The 17,116-nt window shown below is 55.5% G+C and carries 22 protein-coding genes; 20 read left to right on the top strand and 2 right to left on the bottom strand.

Features of this window, described 5'->3' with window-relative positions:
- The first annotated feature begins 20 nt into the window (after nucleotides 1–20).
- The 17 genes from rplE to bfr all read left to right on the top strand — a co-directional run bounded on the left by rplE (nucleotide 21) and on the right by bfr (nucleotide 10,227).
- Nucleotides 21–560, top strand: a complete 540-nt coding sequence (rplE, locus tag Q6A51_RS25635; protein ID WP_004883677.1) for a 50S ribosomal protein L5 — start codon at nucleotides 21–23, stop codon at nucleotides 558–560.
- 13 nt (nucleotides 561–573) lie between these two features.
- Entirely contained in the window at nucleotides 574–879 is a 306-nt protein-coding gene (gene rpsN / locus Q6A51_RS25640) for a 30S ribosomal protein S14 (RefSeq protein WP_025262049.1), read from the top strand.
- Between the two features lie 213 nt (nucleotides 880–1,092).
- Complete coding sequence (gene rpsH, locus Q6A51_RS25645; protein WP_025262048.1) at nucleotides 1,093–1,485, top strand: 30S ribosomal protein S8; 393 nt, start codon at nucleotides 1,093–1,095, stop codon at nucleotides 1,483–1,485.
- A gap of 12 nt (nucleotides 1,486–1,497) precedes the next feature.
- Complete coding sequence (gene rplF / locus Q6A51_RS25650; protein ID WP_201007041.1) at nucleotides 1,498–2,031, top strand: 50S ribosomal protein L6; 534 nt, start codon at nucleotides 1,498–1,500, stop codon at nucleotides 2,029–2,031.
- Between the two features lie 10 nt (nucleotides 2,032–2,041).
- Nucleotides 2,042–2,392 (top strand): 50S ribosomal protein L18, encoded by a 351-nt coding sequence (gene rplR / locus Q6A51_RS25655; RefSeq protein WP_002555473.1) that lies wholly within the window; start codon nucleotides 2,042–2,044, stop codon nucleotides 2,390–2,392.
- A 3-nt stretch (nucleotides 2,393–2,395) separates the two neighbouring features.
- On the top strand, nucleotides 2,396–2,896 hold the full coding sequence (gene rpsE, locus Q6A51_RS25660; protein WP_024687031.1) for a 30S ribosomal protein S5: 501 nt from the start codon (nucleotides 2,396–2,398) through the stop codon (nucleotides 2,894–2,896).
- Between the two features lie 2 nt (nucleotides 2,897–2,898).
- Nucleotides 2,899–3,075 carry a 50S ribosomal protein L30 gene (gene rpmD, locus Q6A51_RS25665; protein WP_009397493.1) on the top strand — a complete coding sequence of 59 codons (177 nt, stop codon included), beginning with the start codon at nucleotides 2,899–2,901 and terminating at the stop codon, nucleotides 3,073–3,075.
- Between the two features lie 3 nt (nucleotides 3,076–3,078).
- Nucleotides 3,079–3,513 (top strand): 50S ribosomal protein L15, encoded by a 435-nt coding sequence (rplO, locus tag Q6A51_RS25670; protein ID WP_007924183.1) that lies wholly within the window; start codon nucleotides 3,079–3,081, stop codon nucleotides 3,511–3,513.
- Nucleotides 3,514–4,848 (top strand): preprotein translocase subunit SecY, encoded by a 1,335-nt coding sequence (secY, locus tag Q6A51_RS25675; protein WP_201007039.1) that lies wholly within the window; start codon nucleotides 3,514–3,516, stop codon nucleotides 4,846–4,848.
- A gap of 28 nt (nucleotides 4,849–4,876) precedes the next feature.
- The gene (gene rpmJ, locus Q6A51_RS25680) at nucleotides 4,877–4,993 is read left to right on the top strand and encodes a 50S ribosomal protein L36 (RefSeq protein ID WP_002555468.1); all 117 of its coding nucleotides are present in this window, start codon (nucleotides 4,877–4,879) and stop codon (nucleotides 4,991–4,993) included.
- 130 nt (nucleotides 4,994–5,123) lie between these two features.
- On the top strand, nucleotides 5,124–5,480 hold the full coding sequence (rpsM, locus tag Q6A51_RS25685) for a 30S ribosomal protein S13 (RefSeq protein ID WP_004883692.1): 357 nt from the start codon (nucleotides 5,124–5,126) through the stop codon (nucleotides 5,478–5,480).
- 30 nt (nucleotides 5,481–5,510) lie between these two features.
- Nucleotides 5,511–5,900 carry a 30S ribosomal protein S11 gene (gene rpsK, locus Q6A51_RS25690; RefSeq protein WP_002555466.1) on the top strand — a complete coding sequence of 130 codons (390 nt, stop codon included), beginning with the start codon at nucleotides 5,511–5,513 and terminating at the stop codon, nucleotides 5,898–5,900.
- 18 nt (nucleotides 5,901–5,918) lie between these two features.
- Nucleotides 5,919–6,539, top strand: a complete 621-nt coding sequence (gene rpsD / locus Q6A51_RS25695) for a 30S ribosomal protein S4 (RefSeq protein WP_122318502.1) — start codon at nucleotides 5,919–5,921, stop codon at nucleotides 6,537–6,539.
- 22 nt (nucleotides 6,540–6,561) lie between these two features.
- On the top strand, nucleotides 6,562–7,563 hold the full coding sequence (locus tag Q6A51_RS25700; RefSeq protein ID WP_025262044.1) for a DNA-directed RNA polymerase subunit alpha: 1,002 nt from the start codon (nucleotides 6,562–6,564) through the stop codon (nucleotides 7,561–7,563).
- 42 nt (nucleotides 7,564–7,605) lie between these two features.
- Nucleotides 7,606–7,992 carry a 50S ribosomal protein L17 gene (gene rplQ / locus Q6A51_RS25705; RefSeq protein ID WP_025262043.1) on the top strand — a complete coding sequence of 129 codons (387 nt, stop codon included), beginning with the start codon at nucleotides 7,606–7,608 and terminating at the stop codon, nucleotides 7,990–7,992.
- 166 nt (nucleotides 7,993–8,158) lie between these two features.
- Nucleotides 8,159–9,607 (top strand): catalase, encoded by a 1,449-nt coding sequence (locus tag Q6A51_RS25710; RefSeq protein WP_304576021.1) that lies wholly within the window; start codon nucleotides 8,159–8,161, stop codon nucleotides 9,605–9,607.
- Nucleotides 9,608–9,762: 155 nt separating this feature from the next.
- Nucleotides 9,763–10,227, top strand: a complete 465-nt coding sequence (gene bfr / locus Q6A51_RS25715) for a bacterioferritin (protein WP_201007036.1) — start codon at nucleotides 9,763–9,765, stop codon at nucleotides 10,225–10,227.
- 82 nt (nucleotides 10,228–10,309) lie between these two features.
- Here bfr and uvrA read toward each other — a convergent pair whose 3' ends face one another.
- Nucleotides 10,310–13,144, bottom strand: a complete 2,835-nt coding sequence (gene uvrA, locus Q6A51_RS25720) for an excinuclease ABC subunit UvrA (protein ID WP_201018612.1) — start codon at nucleotides 13,142–13,144, stop codon at nucleotides 10,310–10,312.
- Between the two features lie 140 nt (nucleotides 13,145–13,284).
- On the opposite strand from uvrA, the gene Q6A51_RS25725 reads away from it, so the two are divergent.
- The 3 genes from Q6A51_RS25725 to Q6A51_RS25735 all read left to right on the top strand — a co-directional run bounded on the left by Q6A51_RS25725 (nucleotide 13,285) and on the right by Q6A51_RS25735 (nucleotide 16,653).
- A complete protein-coding gene (locus Q6A51_RS25725; RefSeq protein ID WP_304576022.1) occupies nucleotides 13,285–14,679 on the top strand; it encodes an MFS transporter in 1,395 nt (464 codons plus the stop codon).
- Nucleotides 14,680–14,688: 9 nt separating this feature from the next.
- Nucleotides 14,689–15,234 carry a single-stranded DNA-binding protein gene (locus tag Q6A51_RS25730; RefSeq protein ID WP_201007019.1) on the top strand — a complete coding sequence of 182 codons (546 nt, stop codon included), beginning with the start codon at nucleotides 14,689–14,691 and terminating at the stop codon, nucleotides 15,232–15,234.
- A 132-nt stretch (nucleotides 15,235–15,366) separates the two neighbouring features.
- Complete coding sequence (locus Q6A51_RS25735; protein WP_122321389.1) at nucleotides 15,367–16,653, top strand: tyrosine-type recombinase/integrase; 1,287 nt, start codon at nucleotides 15,367–15,369, stop codon at nucleotides 16,651–16,653.
- 354 nt (nucleotides 16,654–17,007) lie between these two features.
- On the opposite strand, the gene Q6A51_RS25740 is transcribed toward Q6A51_RS25735, so the two are convergent.
- A partial coding sequence (locus tag Q6A51_RS25740) for an IS3 family transposase (protein ID WP_304574666.1) occupies nucleotides 17,008–17,116 on the bottom strand: 109 nt, incomplete at its 5' end.

Raw genomic sequence — 17,116 nt, forward strand, 5'->3', positions numbered from 1 at the left:
ACACTGCTAGGTAGAAGACCATGGCACGACTAAAAGAGATTTACCGGAAGGAAATCGCTCCGAAGCTTAAGGAAGAACTTAAGCTGGCGAACGTGATGGAAGTTCCGCGCGTTACCAAAATCACCCTGAACATGGGTCTGGGCGAAGCGATCGGCGACAAGAAAGTCATCGAGCACGCTGTTGCTGACCTGGAAAAGATCACCGGTCAAAAAGTTGTTGTGACTTACGCTCGGAAATCCATCGCTGGCTTTAAAGTCCGTGAAGGTTGGCCGATCGGCGTCAAAGTAACTCTGCGCCGCGATCGTATGTACGAGTTCCTGGATCGTCTGCTGTCGATCTCCCTGCCTCGGGTTCGCGACTTCCGCGGCCTGAATGCCAAGTCCTTCGATGGTCGTGGTAACTACAGCATGGGCGTTAAAGAGCAGATCATCTTCCCGGAAATCGACTACGACAAGATCGATGCTCTCCGCGGTCTGGACATTACCCTGACCACCACTGCCAAGAACGATGACGAAGGCCGCGCACTGCTGCGTGCTTTCAAATTCCCGTTCCGCAACTGATTGGAGTAGGAAAATGGCCAAGAAGAGCATGAAAAACCGTGAGCTGAAGCGTCAGCTCACTGTTGCCAAGTTCGCCGTAAAGCGTGCAGCGCTCAAAGCAATCATCGTTGATCTGAACGCAAGTCCAGAAGCGCGTTGGGAAGCTACCGTAGCTCTGCAGAAGCAACCACGTGACGCAAGCGCTTCGCGCATGCGTAACCGTTGCCGCATCACCGGTCGTCCACACGGCGTCTATCGCAAGTTCGGCCTTGGCCGTAACAAGCTGCGTGAAGCAGCAATGCGTGGCGACGTTCCAGGTCTGGTTAAAGCCAGCTGGTAAGACGTACCTCTCGCTACCTGTCGTCGGTTTCGCAAGAAATCGACGTCAGGTAAGCCGGGAAATCAAATCAAGCCCCTTTTGGGGCTTGATTCGTTTCTGGTGTAGGTCTAGAATTGCCGGCTCGCCTGAGCCCGTGTTTTTACTTGCCCGGAAAATCTCGGCGACAAGCTGTAGCCGCAAGGCTAATTATTTTGTATTAGGAGCGTCTAGCCCATGAGTATGCAGGACCCGTTAGCGGACATGCTAACTCGTATCCGTAATGCCCAGATGGCTGAAAAGCCCGTCGTGAGCATGCCATCTTCCACGTTGAAGGTTGCTGTAGCCAAAGTCCTGAAAGACGAAGGTTACATTGCGGGTTATCAGATCAGCAGCGAAATCAAACCGTTGCTGTCCATCGAGCTGAAGTACTTCGAAGGCCGTCCAGTCATCGAAGAAGTGAAGCGCGTCAGCCGCCCAGGCTTGCGTCAGTACAAGTCCTCCGATGATCTGCCAAAAGTTCGTGGCGGTCTCGGTGTGTCTATCGTCTCCACCAACAAAGGTGTGATGACGGATCGTGCTGCGCGCGCTGCCGGTGTCGGTGGCGAAGTGCTTTGCACTGTGTTCTAAGGGGGGATAAGCATGTCACGCGTAGCTAAGAACCCCGTTAAGTTGCCATCCGGCGTCGAGATCAAGCTCGTCGGCCAGCAGCTTTCGGTGAAGGGTGCCAAGGGTACTCTGGAACTGAACGTCCATTCGTCCGTTGAAATTGTTGAAGAAGCTGGTGAGCTGCGTTTCTCTGCTCGCAACGGCGATCAACAGACTCGCGCAATGGCAGGCACAACTCGTGCACTGGTTAACAACATGGTCCAGGGCGTAAGCCAAGGCTTCGAGCGTAAGCTCCAGCTGGTCGGTGTTGGTTACAAAGCGCAAGCAAAAGGCTCGGTCCTGAACCTGGCACTTGGCTTCTCGCACCCGGTGGATTACGAATTGCCAAATGGCATTACCGCTGAGACCCCCAACCAGACCGATATCCTGATTCGTGGTATCGACAAGCAGTTGGTTGGTCAAGTGGCCGCTGAGATCCGCGACTTCCGCCGTCCTGAGCCGTACAAAGGCAAAGGTGTGCGTTACGCAGACGAAGTCGTCCGCCGTAAAGAAGCCAAGAAGAAGTAGGGCATAGCAAATGACCGTCAAAAAAGTTACCCGACTGCGTCGCGCTCGCAAAGCACGCCTGAAAATGCACGAACTAGAAGTCGTGCGTCTCTGCGTGCACCGCTCTTCGCAGCACATTTATGCCCAGGTCATTTCGGCCGACGGCAGCAAAGTCCTGGCAAGCGCCTCGACTTTGGACAAAGAACTGCGTGATGGCGCCACTGGCAACATCGACGCGGCCACTAAGGTTGGCAAGCTGGTCGCCGAGCGTGCAAAAGCCGCTGGCGTATCGCAAGTGGCTTTCGACCGTTCTGGCTTCAAGTACCACGGCCGTGTCAAAGCGCTGGCTGATGCTGCTCGTGAAGGCGGGCTGGAGTTCTAAGTTATGGCAAATAACGACCAAAAACGCGACGAAGGCTACATCGAGAAGCTGGTTCAAGTTAACCGCGTGGCCAAAACCGTAAAAGGCGGCCGTATCTTCACTTTCACTGCGTTGACCGTAGTGGGTGATGGTAAAGGGCGTGTTGGCTTCGGCCGTGGCAAGTCACGTGAAGTGCCTGCTGCAATCCAGAAAGCGATGGAAGCTGCTCGCCGCAACATGATCCAAGTTGATCTGAACGGCACCACTCTGCAGTACGCAATGAAGTCTGCTCATGGCGCTTCCAAGGTGTACATGCAGCCTGCTTCTGAAGGTACCGGTATCATCGCTGGCGGCGCTATGCGCGCAGTGCTGGAAGTTGCTGGTGTCCAGAACGTATTGGCCAAGTGCTACGGCTCTACTAACCCTGTAAACGTGGTTCACGCCACTTTCAAGGGTCTGAAGGGCATGCAGTCTCCTGAGTCCATTGCTGCCAAGCGTGGCAAGCGTGTTGAGGAGATCATCTGATCATGGCTACCGTTAAAGTAACGCTGATCAAAAGCACCGCCGGCCGTCTCCCTAACCACAAACTGTGCGTTAAGGGTCTGGGTCTGCGTCGCATCGGTCACACTGTAGAAGTCCAGGATACTCCCGAAAATCGCGGGATGATCAACAAGGCTTACTACATGCTGCGAGTCGAGGGTTAATCGATGAAACTCAATGATCTGAGTCCAGCGCCGGGTTCCCGTCGCGAAAAGCATCGTCCGGGCCGTGGTATCGGTAGCGGTTTGGGTAAGACTGGTGGCCGTGGTCACAAAGGTCAGACCTCCCGCTCCGGTGGCACTATTGCTCCGGGCTTTGAAGGCGGCCAACAGCCGCTGCATCGTCGTCTGCCAAAATTCGGTTTCGTTTCCCTGAAAGCCATGGACCGCGCAGAAGTGCGTCTGTCCGAGCTGGCCAAAGTGGAAGGCGACATCGTAACTGTGCAGTCCCTGAAGGATGCCAACGTGATTAACCAGAACGTACAGCGCGTGAAAATCATGCTGTCCGGCGAAGTTACTCGCGCTGTCACCATCAAAGGTATCGCAGCCACCAAAGGTGCGCGTGCGGCTATCGAAGCAGCTGGCGGCAAGTTCGAGGAATAAATGGCTAAGCAAGGTGCTCTCTCTGCGCTCGGCAAAGGCGGTATGTCTGAACTCTGGGCTCGTCTGCGTTTTCTGTTCCTGGCGATTATCGTCTACCGAATAGGCGCACACATCCCGGTTCCAGGTATCAACCCGGAGCGACTCGCGGACCTGTTTCGACAGAATGAGGGGACCATTCTTAGCTTGTTCAACATGTTTTCCGGCGGTGCGCTGGAGCGGATGAGCATCTTTGCACTGGGGATCATGCCGTACATTTCGGCATCGATCATCATGCAACTGATGACCGCCGTCAGCCCACAGCTGGAGCAGTTGAAGAAGGAAGGTGAAGCTGGCCGTCGCAAGATCAGCCAGTACACCCGCTACGGCACCGTCGTCCTGGCCCTGGTTCAAGCTACCGGCATGTCCGTTGGCCTGGCTGGTCAGGGCGTTGCTTTCTCTGCAGACATCGGCTTCCACTTCGTAGCTGTCACCACCTTTGTGGCTGGTGCAATGTTCATGATGTGGCTGGGCGAGCAGATTACCGAGCGCGGTGTTGGTAACGGTATCTCGATGTTGATTTTCGCAGGTATCGTCGCCGGTCTTCCGAGAGCGATTGGGCAGTCTTTCGAGTCTGCACGTCAGGGTGATATCAATATCTTCGCCTTGGTCGCCATCGGTTTGCTGGCAGTAGCGATCATCGGTTTCGTGGTGTTCATTGAGCGTGGTCAGCGTCGTATTGCTGTTCACTACGCCAAGCGTCAGCAAGGCCGCAAGGTCTTCGCAGCGCAGACCAGCCACTTGCCGCTGAAAGTGAACATGGCCGGTGTTATTCCTGCCATTTTCGCGAGCAGCATCTTGCTGTTCCCGGCTTCGTTGGGGTCCTGGTTCGGTCAGTCTGAAGGTATGGGCTGGTTGCAGGACATCTCGCAGTCGATCGCTCCTGGTCAGCCGTTGAATATTCTGCTGTTTAGTGCAGGGATTATTTTCTTCTGCTTCTTCTATACGGCGTTGATGTTCAATCCGAAAGACGTAGCGGAAAACCTGAAGAAGTCCGGTGCCTTTATTCCGGGCATCCGTCCAGGTGAGCAGTCTGCGCGCTACATTGATGGCGTACTGACTCGCTTGACCATGTTCGGTGCTCTTTATATGACGGCCGTGTGTCTGCTTCCCCAGTTTCTGGTGGTTGCGGCAAACGTACCGTTCTACCTTGGCGGGACCTCGTTGCTGATCGTGGTCGTGGTTGTGATGGACTTTATGTCGCAAGTACAATCTCACCTCGTTTCGCACCAGTATGAATCCCTGATGAAGAAAGCCAACCTGAAGGGTTACGGCAGCGGCGGCGGAATGCTGCGCTGAGGTACCCATAAGGTTCGAGGAGTTGGTGATGAAAGTTCGTGCATCGGTGAAAAAGCTGTGCCGTAACTGCAAGATTATTCGCCGCGAAGGTGTTGTTCGAGTAATTTGCAGCGCGGAACCACGTCATAAACAGCGCCAAGGCTGATTGTGATTTGTGCTTAAGCCCAGCAGCTAGTGCGCTGCTGGGTTGATTATTTGTTACTACAGCGATATTATCTCGCGCCCTATTTCTTGGCTTCCGGGGCGTAGGTAGCTGTCAATTGGAGTCCCACTGAATGGCCCGTATTGCAGGCGTTAACATTCCAGATAACAAGCATACTGTTATCTCGCTGACCTACATCTATGGTGTTGGTCGCACTACTGCACAGAAAATTTGTGCAACCACTGGGGTTAACCCAGCGGCAAAGATCAAAGATCTGAGCGACGAGCAGATTGAACAGCTGCGTGGCGAAGTGGCGAAGTTCACCACTGAAGGTGACCTGCGTCGCGAAATCAACATGAAAATCAAGCGCTTGATGGACTTGGGCTGCTACCGCGGTCTGCGTCATCGTCGTGGTCTTCCAGTACGCGGTCAGCGTACCAAGACCAACGCGCGTACTCGCAAAGGTCCGCGTAAGCCGATCCGCAAGTAATCGCTCCAGCGTATCGACAGGAATTTAGTCATGGCAAAACCTGCTGCTCGTCCTCGTAAAAAAGTTAAAAAGACAGTGGTTGATGGCATCGCCCACATCCACGCGTCGTTTAACAACACAATCGTCACCATTACCGATCGTCAAGGTAACGCTCTTTCCTGGGCTACCTCCGGCGGTTCGGGTTTCCGTGGTTCCCGCAAGTCCACCCCGTTCGCTGCTCAAGTAGCTGCCGAGCGTGCTGGTCAAGCTGCGCTGGAGTACGGTCTGAAGAACCTCGACGTCAATGTCAAGGGTCCAGGCCCAGGTCGTGAATCCGCTGTCCGTGCATTGAACGGCTGTGGCTATAAGATCGCCAGCATCACCGACGTGACGCCAATCCCGCACAACGGGTGCCGTCCGCCGAAGAAGCGCCGCGTGTAATCCAGGAGACTGTAAGAAATGGCTCGTTACATTGGTCCAAAATGCAAACTTGCTCGTCGTGAAGGCACCGATCTCTTTCTGAAGAGCGGCGTTCGCGCTATCGAATCCAAGTGCAACATCGAAGCAGCTCCAGGCATCCACGGTCAACGCCGCGGTCGTCAGTCCGATTACGGTACCCAGCTGCGTGAAAAGCAAAAAGTCCGTCGTATCTACGGCGTTCTCGAGCGTCAGTTCAGCGGCTACTACAAAGAAGCTGCCGGCAAGAAAGGCGCAACAGGCGAAAACCTGCTGCAATTGCTCGAATGCCGTCTGGACAACGTTGTATATCGTATGGGCTTCGGCTCGACTCGTGCCGAATCCCGTCAACTGGTTTCGCACAAGTCGATCAGCGTCAACGGCAAAACCGTTAACGTTCCTTCTTACCAGGTTCGTGCTGGTGACGTAGTCGCTATTCGCGAGAAGGCCAAGAACCAACTGCGTATTGTCCAGGCTCTCGATCTGTGTGCCCAACGTGGCCGCGTAGAATGGGTAGAAGTAGACACTGAAAAGAAATCGGGCGTTTTCAAAAGCGTTCCAGCTCGCAGTGATCTATCCGCCGACATCAACGAAAGCCTGATTGTCGAGCTCTACTCCAAGTAAGGGCTAGAAAATAGGTGCATCCATGCAGATTTCGGTAAATGAGTTCCTGACACCCCGCCATATTGATGTGCAGGTTGTCAGTCCAACCCGCGCCAAGATTACTCTCGAGCCTCTCGAGCGTGGTTTTGGCCATACCCTGGGCAACGCGCTTCGCCGCATTCTGTTGTCCTCCATGCCCGGCTGTGCAGTAGTCGAGGCCGAGATTGACGGTGTACTCCATGAGTACAGCGCTATCGAAGGTGTACAGGAAGACGTAATTGAAATCCTGTTGAACCTTAAAGGTCTGGCTATCAAGCTGCACGGTCGAGACGAAGTTACGCTGACCTTGTCGAAGAAGGGTTCGGGGGTGGTTACCGCTGCCGATATTCAGCTGGATCATGATGTCGAGATCGTTAATCCCGATCACGTAATCGCTAACCTGGCGTCTAACGGCGCCTTGAACATGAAGCTCGTAGTAGCTCGTGGTCGTGGTTATGAACCGGCAGACTCGCGTCAGAGCGATGAAGATGAAAGCCGCAGCATTGGTCGTCTGCAGCTTGACTCTTCGTTCAGCCCAGTACGTCGCATCGCCTACGAGGTGCAAAACGCCCGTGTCGAGCAGCGTACCAACCTGGACAAGCTGGTTATTGATATGGAAACCAACGGTACTCTGGATCCTGAAGAGGCTATCCGTCGTGCTGCAACCATTCTGCAACAGCAGTTGGCTGCGTTCGTCGACCTCAAAGGTGACAGCGAACCAGTGGTAATCGAACAGGAAGATGAGATCGATCCGATCCTCCTCCGTCCGGTTGACGATTTGGAACTGACCGTGCGTTCGGCCAACTGCCTTAAGGCGGAGAACATTTACTACATCGGCGACCTGATTCAGCGTACCGAAGTAGAACTGTTGAAGACTCCGAACCTGGGCAAGAAGTCCCTGACTGAGATCAAGGATGTCCTGGCTTCTCGTGGTCTTTCCCTCGGCATGCGCCTCGACAACTGGCCGCCTGCAAGTCTTAAGAAGGACGACAAGGCGACTGCCTGATCGTCGTAATCACCGAACGTTGTGTTTGGTAAGGAATGAACCATGCGTCATCGTAAAAGTGGACGTCACCTGAGCCGTACCAGCTCTCACCGCAAGGCCATGTTCCAGAACATGGCGGTGTCGCTGTTCGAGCACGAGCTGATCAAAACTACACTGCCAAAAGCCAAGGAACTGCGCCGCGTTGCCGAGCCGCTGATCACCCTGGCCAAGGTAGACAGCGTTGCTAACCGTCGTTTGGCTTTCGACCGTACTCGTTCGAAAGAAATCGTTGGTAAGCTGTTCAACGATCTGGGCAAGCGCTATGCAACCCGTCAGGGCGGCTATCTGCGTATCCTCAAGTGCGGTTTCCGCGCTGGCGACAACGCGCCAATGGCGTACGTCGAGCTGGTTGATCGTCCTGTCGGTGGTGTTGTAGAAGCTGCTGAATAAGACGTCAGTCTGAACAAAGAACCGGGCCTTGTGCCCGGTTTTTTGTTTTTTGAAATTCGTAAAAACTATCAGCTCGTATAATTTAATAAATTTGAGAGTGTTTCAGTTCTGACCAATAATCCTCCTCAGACCATTAGCCAGCCCTATAAGACTGAGGAAGAATCGAATGAGCCAGACTAAAACGCTTACGACTGCGAGCGGTGCGCCCGTAGCGGATAACCAGAACTCCCGTTCGGCCGGCGCACGCGGTCCATTGCTGCTCGACGATTTCCATCTGATCGAGAAACTTGCCCATTTCAACCGTGAGAACATCCCGGAGCGTCGCGTACACGCCAAGGGTTCGGGTGCTCACGGCACTTTCACGGTCACCCGCGATATCACCCAATACTCCAGCGCCAAGCTCTTTGAGTCGGTCGGCAAGCAGACGCCTATATTCCTGCGCTTCTCCACCGTAGGCGGCGAGCGTGGTTCGGCTGATACCGAACGTGACCCACGTGGTTTCGCCGTGAAGTTCTACACCGAAGAAGGTAACTGGGACATCGTGGGTAACAACACACCAGTGTTCTTCATCCGCGACCCGCTGAAATTCCCGGATTTCATCCACACCCAAAAACGTCTGCCGCAGAGCAACCTGAAAAGCGCACAAGCGATGTGGGACTTCTGGTCGTACTCCCCCGAGGCTCTGCACCAGATCACCATCCTGTTTTCGGACCGGGGTATTCCTGATGGCTACCGCCACATGCACGGCTTCGGCAGTCACACCTACAGCCTGATCAGCGCTGCGGGTGAACGTCACTGGGTCAAATGGCACTACAAGTCCAAACAGGGCATCAAAAACCTGACACCTGCGGATGCGGCTCGTCTGGCAGGTACTGACCCGGACTACGCACAGCGCGACCTGTTTACTGCCATCGAGCGTGGTGAGTTCCCGAAATGGCAGGTGTGCATCCAGTTGATGACCGAAGCCCAGGCCGCCAATCATCACGAGAACCCGTTCGATGTGACCAAGACCTGGTCGCAGAAAGAGTTTCCTCTGATCGAAGTGGGTGAGCTGGAACTCAACCGTAACCCGCTCAACTACTTCGCCGAAGTCGAGCAGGCCGCTTTTGGTCCGAGCAATATGGTGCCAGGCGTTGGTCTTTCGCCTGACCGTATGCTCCAGGGGCGAGTGTTCGCCTACGCCGATGCTCACCGCTACCGTGTAGGAACCAATCACCAGCACTTGGCGATCAATGCTGCGAAAAGCCCGGTAAACAGCTATCAGCGTGACGGAGCAATGGCATTTGGCAGCAATGGTGGTGCAGCTCCGAACTATGAGCCAAACAGCTACGCGGACGCGCCAAAACAGGCTCCTCGTTATGCCGAACCGGCTCTGGCCTTGAGTGGCGCTGCCGATCGTCACGATCATCGTGAAGACACCGACTATTACAGCCAGGCTGGCAAGTTGTTCAACCTGATGGATGCCGATCAGAAGGCGCTGTTGATCAACAATATTGCCGGTGCGATGCAAGGGGTTTCCAGCGATGTGGTGCAGCGTCAGTTGCAGTACTTCTTCAAAGCTGACCCTGCTTATGGCGAAGGTATTGCCAAAGCTTTGGGCGTCCAGTTGGGCTAAGTCGAAGTGAGAAACAGAACCGCCCTCATTTGGGCGGTTTTTCGCTTCTGATAACCCTTTTTTCGCCGCTTTTTATCGGATTATTGCGTTTTTGGAAGTGACCTGACAGTCAGCTTGGTTCAAACTATGGCCTTTCAGCAGGGAGATCTGGTGCGATGCAAGGCCATCCAGAAGTAATCGATTATCTGAACACGTTGCTCACTGGCGAACTGGCTGCTCGTGACCAATATTTCATCCATTCGCGTATGTACGAAGATTGGGGTTTCGCCAAGCTCTACGAACGCATCAATCATGAAATGGAAGAAGAAGCGCAACACGCCGATGCGCTGATCCGCCGTATCCTGATGCTCGAAGGCACGCCGCGCATGCGCCCGGATGATCTGGATATCGGTACCACGGTGCCTGAAATGCTCGCCAGCGACCTGCGTCTTGAATACAAGGTGCGCGCTGCGCTGTGTAAAGGCATCGAGCTGTGCGAACTGCACAAGGATTACATCAGTCGCGACATCCTGCGCCTGCAACTGGCTGACACTGAAGAAGATCACACCTACTGGCTGGAGCAGCAGACCGGTCTGATCAAAGCTATCGGCCTGGAAAACTACCTGCAATCGCAGTTCTGATTTCCCCCCGTATAGCAAAAAGCCCCTGCACACTGACGTGGCAGGGGCTTTTTCATTTTGCGTTTCTAGACAATCGACTGACTCAAGCACGGTCCCTGATCAGCAGAGGCTTGAGATAGTGTCCGGTATAGGACTGCTCCATCTCTGCCACTTCTTCCGGCGTGCCGGTGGCGATAATCTGTCCGCCTCTTGAACCACCTTCCGGCCCGAGATCCACCAGCCAGTCGGCGGTCTTGATGACGTCCAGGTTGTGCTCAATCACTACCACTGTGTTGCCGTGATCGCGCAGGCGATGCAAGACATCAAGCAATTGCTGAATATCGGCAAAGTGCAGACCGGTGGTAGGTTCGTCGAGGATATACAGCGTCTTGCCGGTATCACGCTTGGAGAGTTCACGAGACAGTTTGACCCGTTGTGCCTCACCGCCTGACAAGGTTGTCGCCGACTGCCCCAGCTTGATGTAGGAAAGCCCCACATCCATCAGCGTTTGCAGCTTGCGCGCCAGGGCCGGAACGGCATCGAAGAACACACGGGCCTCTTCAATGGTCATTTCCAGCACCTCATGGATGCTCTTGCCCTTGTACTTGATCTCCAGCGTTTCGCGGTTGTAGCGCTTGCTCTTGCACACGTCGCAAGGGACATAAATGTCCGGCAGGAAGTGCATCTCGACCTTGATCAGGCCGTCACCCTGGCAAGCCTCGCAGCGCCCGCCCTTGACGTTGAACGAGAAGCGCCCAGGACCATAACCGCGAGACCGCGATTCCGGCACACCAGCAAACAGCTCACGAATAGGCGTGAACAGTCCGGTGTAGGTCGCCGGGTTCGAGCGAGGTGTACGGCCGATCGGGCTCTGGTCGATGTCCACGACCTTGTCCAGATGCTGCAAGCCATTGATGCTGTCGTGGGTTGCGGCTTCCAGAGTTGTTGCGCCGTTGAGCGCTGTGGCGCTGAGCGGGAACAGAGTGTTGTTGATCAGTGTCGACTTGCCTGAGCCGGAAACACCGGTCACGCAGGTCAGCAAACCAATCGGGATATCCAGGTTCACATTGCGCAGGTTGTTGCCGCGCGCGCCCTTGAGCGTAAGCGACAGCTTCTTGTTACGTGGCGTGCGCTTGGCCGGTACTTCAATCTTGACCCGGCCTGACAGGTACTTGCCTGTCAACGAGTCAGGATGGCTCATCACCTCGTCAGGTGTACCTTCAGCGACAATATTGCCGCCGTGTACGCCAGCGCCCGGGCCGATGTCCACGACATAGTCAGCAAGGCGAATAGCATCTTCATCATGCTCGACCACGATCACGGTATTGCCGATATCGCGCAGGTGCTTGAGTGTGCCCAGCAAGCGGTCGTTATCGCGTTGATGCAGACCAATCGACGGCTCGTCGAGGATGTACATCACCCCCACCAGGCCAGCACCGATCTGGCTCGCCAGGCGAATACGCTGCGCTTCACCACCCGACAGGGTATCGGCGCTGCGATCCAGCGTCAGGTAATCCAGGCCGACGTTGACCAGGAACTGCAAGCGCTCGCGGATCTCCTTGAGAATCTTGTCGGCGATTTCGCCACGGCGTCCGGTCAGCTTCAGGCCACTGAAATAGTCGGTGGCATCGCCAATCGGCAGGTTGGTGACCGCTGGCAGGGTTTTCTCGCCGACCCAGACGTGACGAGCCTCGCGACGCAAACGAGTGCCACGGCAATCCGGGCAAGGCTGAGTGCCGAGGAACTTGGCCAGCTCTTCACGGACGGTTGCCGACTCGGTTTCCCGGTAGCGTCGCTCAAGGTTCGGCACGATGCCTTCAAATGGATGCGCACGTTTGACGATATCGCCGCGATCATTCAGATAACGGAAGTCGACATTCTGTGTGCCGCTACCGTTAAGCAGGATTTTCTGCGTTTCGGGAGCCAGCTCCTTGAACGGCACTTCCAGGCTGAAGTCGTAGTGCTTGGACAGCGAGCCCAGCATCTGGAAGTAATAGACGTTACGCCTGTCCCATCCGCGTATCGCTCCCTCTGCCAGCGTCAGCTCGGCATTGACCAGTCGCTTCACATCGAAGTACTGCTTCACGCCCAGCCCGTCACAGGTCGGGCACGCACCGGCCGGGTTGTTGAAGGAGAACAACTTGGGTTCCAGCTCGCTGATGGCATGGCCGCAGATCGGGCAGGCAAAGCGCGCAGAGAAGATGATTTCTTCGCCTGGCTCATCATCCATCGGCGCGACCAGCGCGATGCCGTCGGCCAGCTTCAATGCGGTCTCGAACGACTCGGCCAGGCGCTGCTGCAAGTCCGGGCGAACCTTGAAACGGTCTACCACCACGTCGATGGAGTGCTTTTTCTGTTTGTCCAGCTTGGGCAGTTCGTCGAGTTCAAACAGCTTGCCGTTGACGCGAGCCCGGACGAAGCCCTGAGCGCGCAGTTCCTCGAATACCGAAAGATGCTCGCCCTTGCGCTCGCGAATGACCGGTGCCAGCAGCATCAATTTGCTGCCTTCGGGCTGCGCCAGAACCAGATCGACCATCTGGCTGACGGTCTGGGCTTCCAGCGGAATATCGTGATCCGGGCAGCGTGGTTGACCGACCCGCGCGTACAGCAGACGCAGGTAGTCGTAAATCTCGGTAATGGTGCCGACGGTCGAACGCGGGTTATGGGAGGTGGATTTCTGCTCGATGGAAATCGCAGGCGACAGGCCTTCGATAGTATCGACGTCCGGTTTTTCCATCATCGAAAGAAATTGACGGGCGTAGGCAGAAAGAGACTCGACATAACGTCGCTGGCCTTCGGCATACAACGTATCGAACGCCAGCGATGACTTGCCGGAACCGGACAACCCGGTAATAACGATCAGTTTGTCGCGCGGAAGGGTCAGGTCAATGTTTTTCAGGTTGTGGGTTCGTGCCCCACGTATCAGGATCTTGTCCACTGCGGCCTCGCTTGGCGGGCATAAACATCGGAGTATACGGCTGCATGCCATTACGCGGCAAAGCGTCGCGTATCTCTCGTGTATGTGCTGTACCTCGATGGGACTGGTAGAATCGCCGCCGGTTCACACGAGGTTTTTCCATGCACGATCCCTACAGCGAACGGATGAGTAGCGGCGAGACACGCGCAGCAGGCGGTCTGGCCCTGGTGTTCGCTTTCCGAATGCTTGGCATGTTCATGGTTCTGCCGGTCCTGGCAACATACGGTATGGACCTGGCGGGCGCGAGTCCGGCCCTGATTGGTCTGGCCATCGGGGCCTATGGACTGACGCAGGCCGTGTTGCAGATTCCGTTCGGCTTCATCTCCGACCGGATCGGGCGACGTCCCGTGATTTATCTGGGGCTGATCGTCTTTGCACTTGGCAGCCTGGTGGCCGCCAATGCCGACACGATCTGGGGCGTTATTCTCGGGCGCGTCCTGCAAGGTGCCGGCGCGATATCCGCGGCCGTCATGGCCTTGCTGTCAGACCTGACCCGCGAGCAGCACCGCACCAAGGCCATGGCCATGATCGGCATGACCATCGGTCTGTCGTTCGCCATCGCCATGGTGGTGGGGCCTTTGCTGACGGGGGCTTTTGGCCTGTCAGGACTGTTTCTGGCTACGGGTGGCATGGCGCTGCTGGGAATACTGATCGTGGCGTTCGTCGTCCCGAAAGCCAATGGTCCGTTATTGCACCGTGAGTCGGGCGTCGCTAAACAGGCATTGGGAGCGACCCTGCGTCATCCGGATCTGCTGCGTCTGGATTTGGGTATCTTCGTGTTGCACGCGATGCTGATGTCCAGTTTCGTCGCATTACCGCTGGCGCTGGTGGAAAAGGCCGGTTTGCCCAAGGAGCAGCACTGGTGGGTCTACCTCACGGCACTGTTGATCTCCTTCTTTGCGATGATCCCGTTCATCATCTACGGAGAAAAAAAGCGTCAGATGAAGCGCGTGTTGCTCGGCGCCGTCACAGTTCTGATGCTCTCTGAGCTATCCTTCTGGGCATTCGGCGACACGCTGCGGGCGCTGGTGATCGGGACAGTGGTATTCTTTACCGCGTTCAACCTGCTGGAAGCGTCCTTGCCGTCCCTGATCAGCAAAGTATCGCCGGCGGGCGGAAAAGGCACGGCGATGGGAGTTTATTCAACCAGCCAGTTCCTTGGTTCGGCTGCAGGTGGGATACTCGGCGGCTGGTTGTTCCAGCATGGTGGCCTCGACGTGGTTTTCCTGGGAGGCGCTGGCATGGCCGCCATCTGGCTTGCCTTTGCAGTAACCATGCGTGAACCGCCGTACGTGACGAGCCTGCGCCTGCCGTTGTCGGCCGAGGCCCAGCGTGAAGCAGGCCTGGCAGAGCGTTTAATGTCCGTAGCAGGCGTGACGGATGCAGTGGTGGTGGCTGAAGAGGCCGCCATCTATATCAAACTCGATACAAAATTATTGGATCGTGCGACTCTGGAAAAGCTGGTCAACCCGGCCCCTGAAGCGTGCGAAGCCTAGGAGAACGTTATGGCCCGTGGGGTTAACAAAGTCATATTGGTCGGTACATGCGGCCAGGATCCCGAAGTTCGCTACTTGCCTAACGGTAACGCCGTGACCAACCTGAGTCTGGCAACCAGCGAACAATGGACTGACAAGCAGACCGGTCAGAAAGTCGAAAAGACCGAATGGCACCGTGTTTCGATGTTCGGCAAGGTCGCCGAAATCGCTGGCGAATACCTGCGCAAGGGTTCCCAGGTCTACATCGAAGGCAAGCTGCAGACCCGTGAGTGGGAAAAAGACGGCATCAAGCGCTACACCACCGAAATCGTCGTCGACATGCAAGGCACCATGCAACTGCTGGGCGGCCGTCCACAAGGCGATGCCCAACAAGGTCAAGGCGGTGGCAACTACGGCAACTCCGCGCCACGCCCACAGCAGTCGCGCCCGCAATCGGCTCCGCCACAGCAGTCGTATTCGCAACAGCCACAACGCGAATCCCGCCCGGCTCCGCAACAGCAAGCGCCACAGCCGGCTGCTGATTTCGACAGCTTTGATGATGATATTCCGTTCTGAAGTGTAGCTTTTTCAGAACCGTAAGCATTAGAAGCGAAGCCATTGATTTGGCTTCGCTTTTTTATTGTTTACAGATTTTTGCGGAGTAAGAGCTACATTTGTTAAGCGTTTACCTCTCGAGGTTGTAAACAAATGACTCTGAACCCGTATGCGGTAAAGATGATTGTCTTGAGCTCGGGGGAGCGCTTGCCCGTGCTGATCGCACTTGCCTCCGGTGCCCCCTTATTCGAACCCTCTGTTTACGTCCTCAGCGAGATTCGGGCGACCAACAGAGCGAGCAATACGATTGACCAGGTTTTGAGGTCAATCATGGTGTTGCAGCTGTTCCTCGACTCGAGTCGGATTGATATTGAGCAGCGGATCCGAGATGGCGGTGTTTTTCGTGTAAGCGAGCTTGATGAGCTTGTCCGGCACTGCAGGCGGCCTGTCGCTGATCAACTGAATTGCGATTCAATTTCCCCTTCCCATCAATCCGCTCGTAGAAGCGCCGCTGAAAGTGTGCGCCTTTTTCAACGAAAACTTGCACCAATAGAGGTGGCGGGCCATACCGCAGCTAACCGTATTCGGGTCATCCGGGACTATCTTGAATGGCTCGTGAGATACCACATGGCTCGGCATCAACCGGGTGCAACTGAGGCAGAGCGGCTTTGGAATGAGTGGACGTCTTGCAAGGATGCGTTGAACGCGCGACTGCCGCGCCACAAAGGTCGGAATACTATTGGGCAGCGGGAAGGGCTTAAGCCAGAGTTGGCGGAGAAACTCCTCAATGTGACGTCGCCAACATCACCTGAGAATCCCTGGAAGGGGGAGAACACACGCATTCGAAACGCTCTCCTAGTGCGCTGGTTTTACGAGCTTGGCCTACGGCGTGGCGAAGTTTTGAACGTGACGATTCCCGACATTAACTTTCAGTCGGAGGAGCTCACGGTTGTCAGGCGAGCAGACGATCCGCAAGACCCCCGAAAGGATCAGCCACTGGTAAAGACGCGTGACCGAAAGATCCCATTATCCCCAAGCCTTTGCAAGCTGACCCACGAATACATAGCCATCACACGCCGAGCCACTGAAGGTGCAAGGCGGCACCCATACCTATTCATCGCCATGTGCACCGGGGCGCCTCTGTCGCTCAGTGCTGTGAATGCTATTTTCGCCGAGCTTCGGAATACCTTCATTGGCGAGTTCGATGCTGTAACTCCGCATGTTCTGCGCCACACATGGAACGACCGCTTCTCGGACATTATGGACAATGCGAAAGTCTCTGAAGCCGAAGAAGAGCGCATGCGATCGTTCTTGATGGGGTGGGCACCGACCTCGAAGACTTCTGTCAATTACACCCGTCGGCACGTCCGACTGAAAGCTCAGCAAGTGTCTTTGGCGATGCAAGCGAAGCAAGTAGACGGTATGTCGAGTGATGACTGAAAAACGAGCAATTACCCGTCAGTCGTTGGGCGATCTGACTCTGCCGCCTACTGTGAGGGCGCTCAGCGGAGCGGTGTTCGATCCGAGCGCCAAACGATGGGCGTTCCATGATGGCCTTCATTCAATCAGTGTGAATTTCGAAAGACTGAGAGGATGTGCGACTGATGAGTTAATCGCGGCAACGAAGTTTCCCTTGCTTTGGTATGCCGAAAACACGGAAGCGACGACTGTCGTCTCACAGTTTGACCTTATGAGGCGATTACTCGAATCGATATCGGATGCACAAGGAAAGCCAGTCAGCGTCATTGATGCGCCGCTGCTCGCTAACTTTCGAGCTGAATCGCCCCGGATTCTCTAGACACCTTGCAAGCTCATTGTGTAACGTTTTTCAAACTCTACCGGTGAGAGCTGATTGTTGAAACCATGGCGGCGTTTTGCGTTGTAGAACATCTCGATGTAATCA

Source organism: Pseudomonas serbiensis, assembly GCF_030580745.1.
GTDB classification, from domain to species: domain Bacteria; phylum Pseudomonadota; class Gammaproteobacteria; order Pseudomonadales; family Pseudomonadaceae; genus Aquipseudomonas; species Aquipseudomonas serbiensis.

What these genes read in the sequence shown, in the direction of transcription:
- Q6A51_RS25730 (WP_201007019.1), top strand. Translation starts at nt 14,689, where the DNA reads ATGGCCCGTGGGGTTAACAAAGTCATATTGGTCGGTACATGCGGCCAG.
- rpsH (WP_025262048.1), top strand. Translation starts at nt 1,093, where the DNA reads ATGAGTATGCAGGACCCGTTAGCGGACATGCTAACTCGTATCCGTAAT.
- rplQ (WP_025262043.1), top strand. Translation starts at nt 7,606, where the DNA reads ATGCGTCATCGTAAAAGTGGACGTCACCTGAGCCGTACCAGCTCTCAC.
- rpmD (WP_009397493.1), top strand. Translation starts at nt 2,899, where the DNA reads ATGGCTACCGTTAAAGTAACGCTGATCAAAAGCACCGCCGGCCGTCTC.
- rplF (WP_201007041.1), top strand. Translation starts at nt 1,498, where the DNA reads ATGTCACGCGTAGCTAAGAACCCCGTTAAGTTGCCATCCGGCGTCGAG.
- rpsE (WP_024687031.1), top strand. Translation starts at nt 2,396, where the DNA reads ATGGCAAATAACGACCAAAAACGCGACGAAGGCTACATCGAGAAGCTG.
- rpsK (WP_002555466.1), top strand. Translation starts at nt 5,511, where the DNA reads ATGGCAAAACCTGCTGCTCGTCCTCGTAAAAAAGTTAAAAAGACAGTG.
- rpsD (WP_122318502.1), top strand. Translation starts at nt 5,919, where the DNA reads ATGGCTCGTTACATTGGTCCAAAATGCAAACTTGCTCGTCGTGAAGGC.
- Q6A51_RS25710 (WP_304576021.1), top strand. Translation starts at nt 8,159, where the DNA reads ATGAGCCAGACTAAAACGCTTACGACTGCGAGCGGTGCGCCCGTAGCG.
- Q6A51_RS25735 (WP_122321389.1), top strand. Translation starts at nt 15,367, where the DNA reads ATGACTCTGAACCCGTATGCGGTAAAGATGATTGTCTTGAGCTCGGGG.
- rpsM (WP_004883692.1), top strand. Translation starts at nt 5,124, where the DNA reads ATGGCCCGTATTGCAGGCGTTAACATTCCAGATAACAAGCATACTGTT.
- Q6A51_RS25700 (WP_025262044.1), top strand. Translation starts at nt 6,562, where the DNA reads ATGCAGATTTCGGTAAATGAGTTCCTGACACCCCGCCATATTGATGTG.
- rplO (WP_007924183.1), top strand. Translation starts at nt 3,079, where the DNA reads ATGAAACTCAATGATCTGAGTCCAGCGCCGGGTTCCCGTCGCGAAAAG.
- rplE (WP_004883677.1), top strand. Translation starts at nt 21, where the DNA reads ATGGCACGACTAAAAGAGATTTACCGGAAGGAAATCGCTCCGAAGCTT.
- bfr (WP_201007036.1), top strand. Translation starts at nt 9,763, where the DNA reads ATGCAAGGCCATCCAGAAGTAATCGATTATCTGAACACGTTGCTCACT.
- rpsN (WP_025262049.1), top strand. Translation starts at nt 574, where the DNA reads ATGGCCAAGAAGAGCATGAAAAACCGTGAGCTGAAGCGTCAGCTCACT.
- rpmJ (WP_002555468.1), top strand. Translation starts at nt 4,877, where the DNA reads ATGAAAGTTCGTGCATCGGTGAAAAAGCTGTGCCGTAACTGCAAGATT.
- Q6A51_RS25725 (WP_304576022.1), top strand. Translation starts at nt 13,285, where the DNA reads ATGCACGATCCCTACAGCGAACGGATGAGTAGCGGCGAGACACGCGCA.
- secY (WP_201007039.1), top strand. Translation starts at nt 3,514, where the DNA reads ATGGCTAAGCAAGGTGCTCTCTCTGCGCTCGGCAAAGGCGGTATGTCT.
- rplR (WP_002555473.1), top strand. Translation starts at nt 2,042, where the DNA reads ATGACCGTCAAAAAAGTTACCCGACTGCGTCGCGCTCGCAAAGCACGC.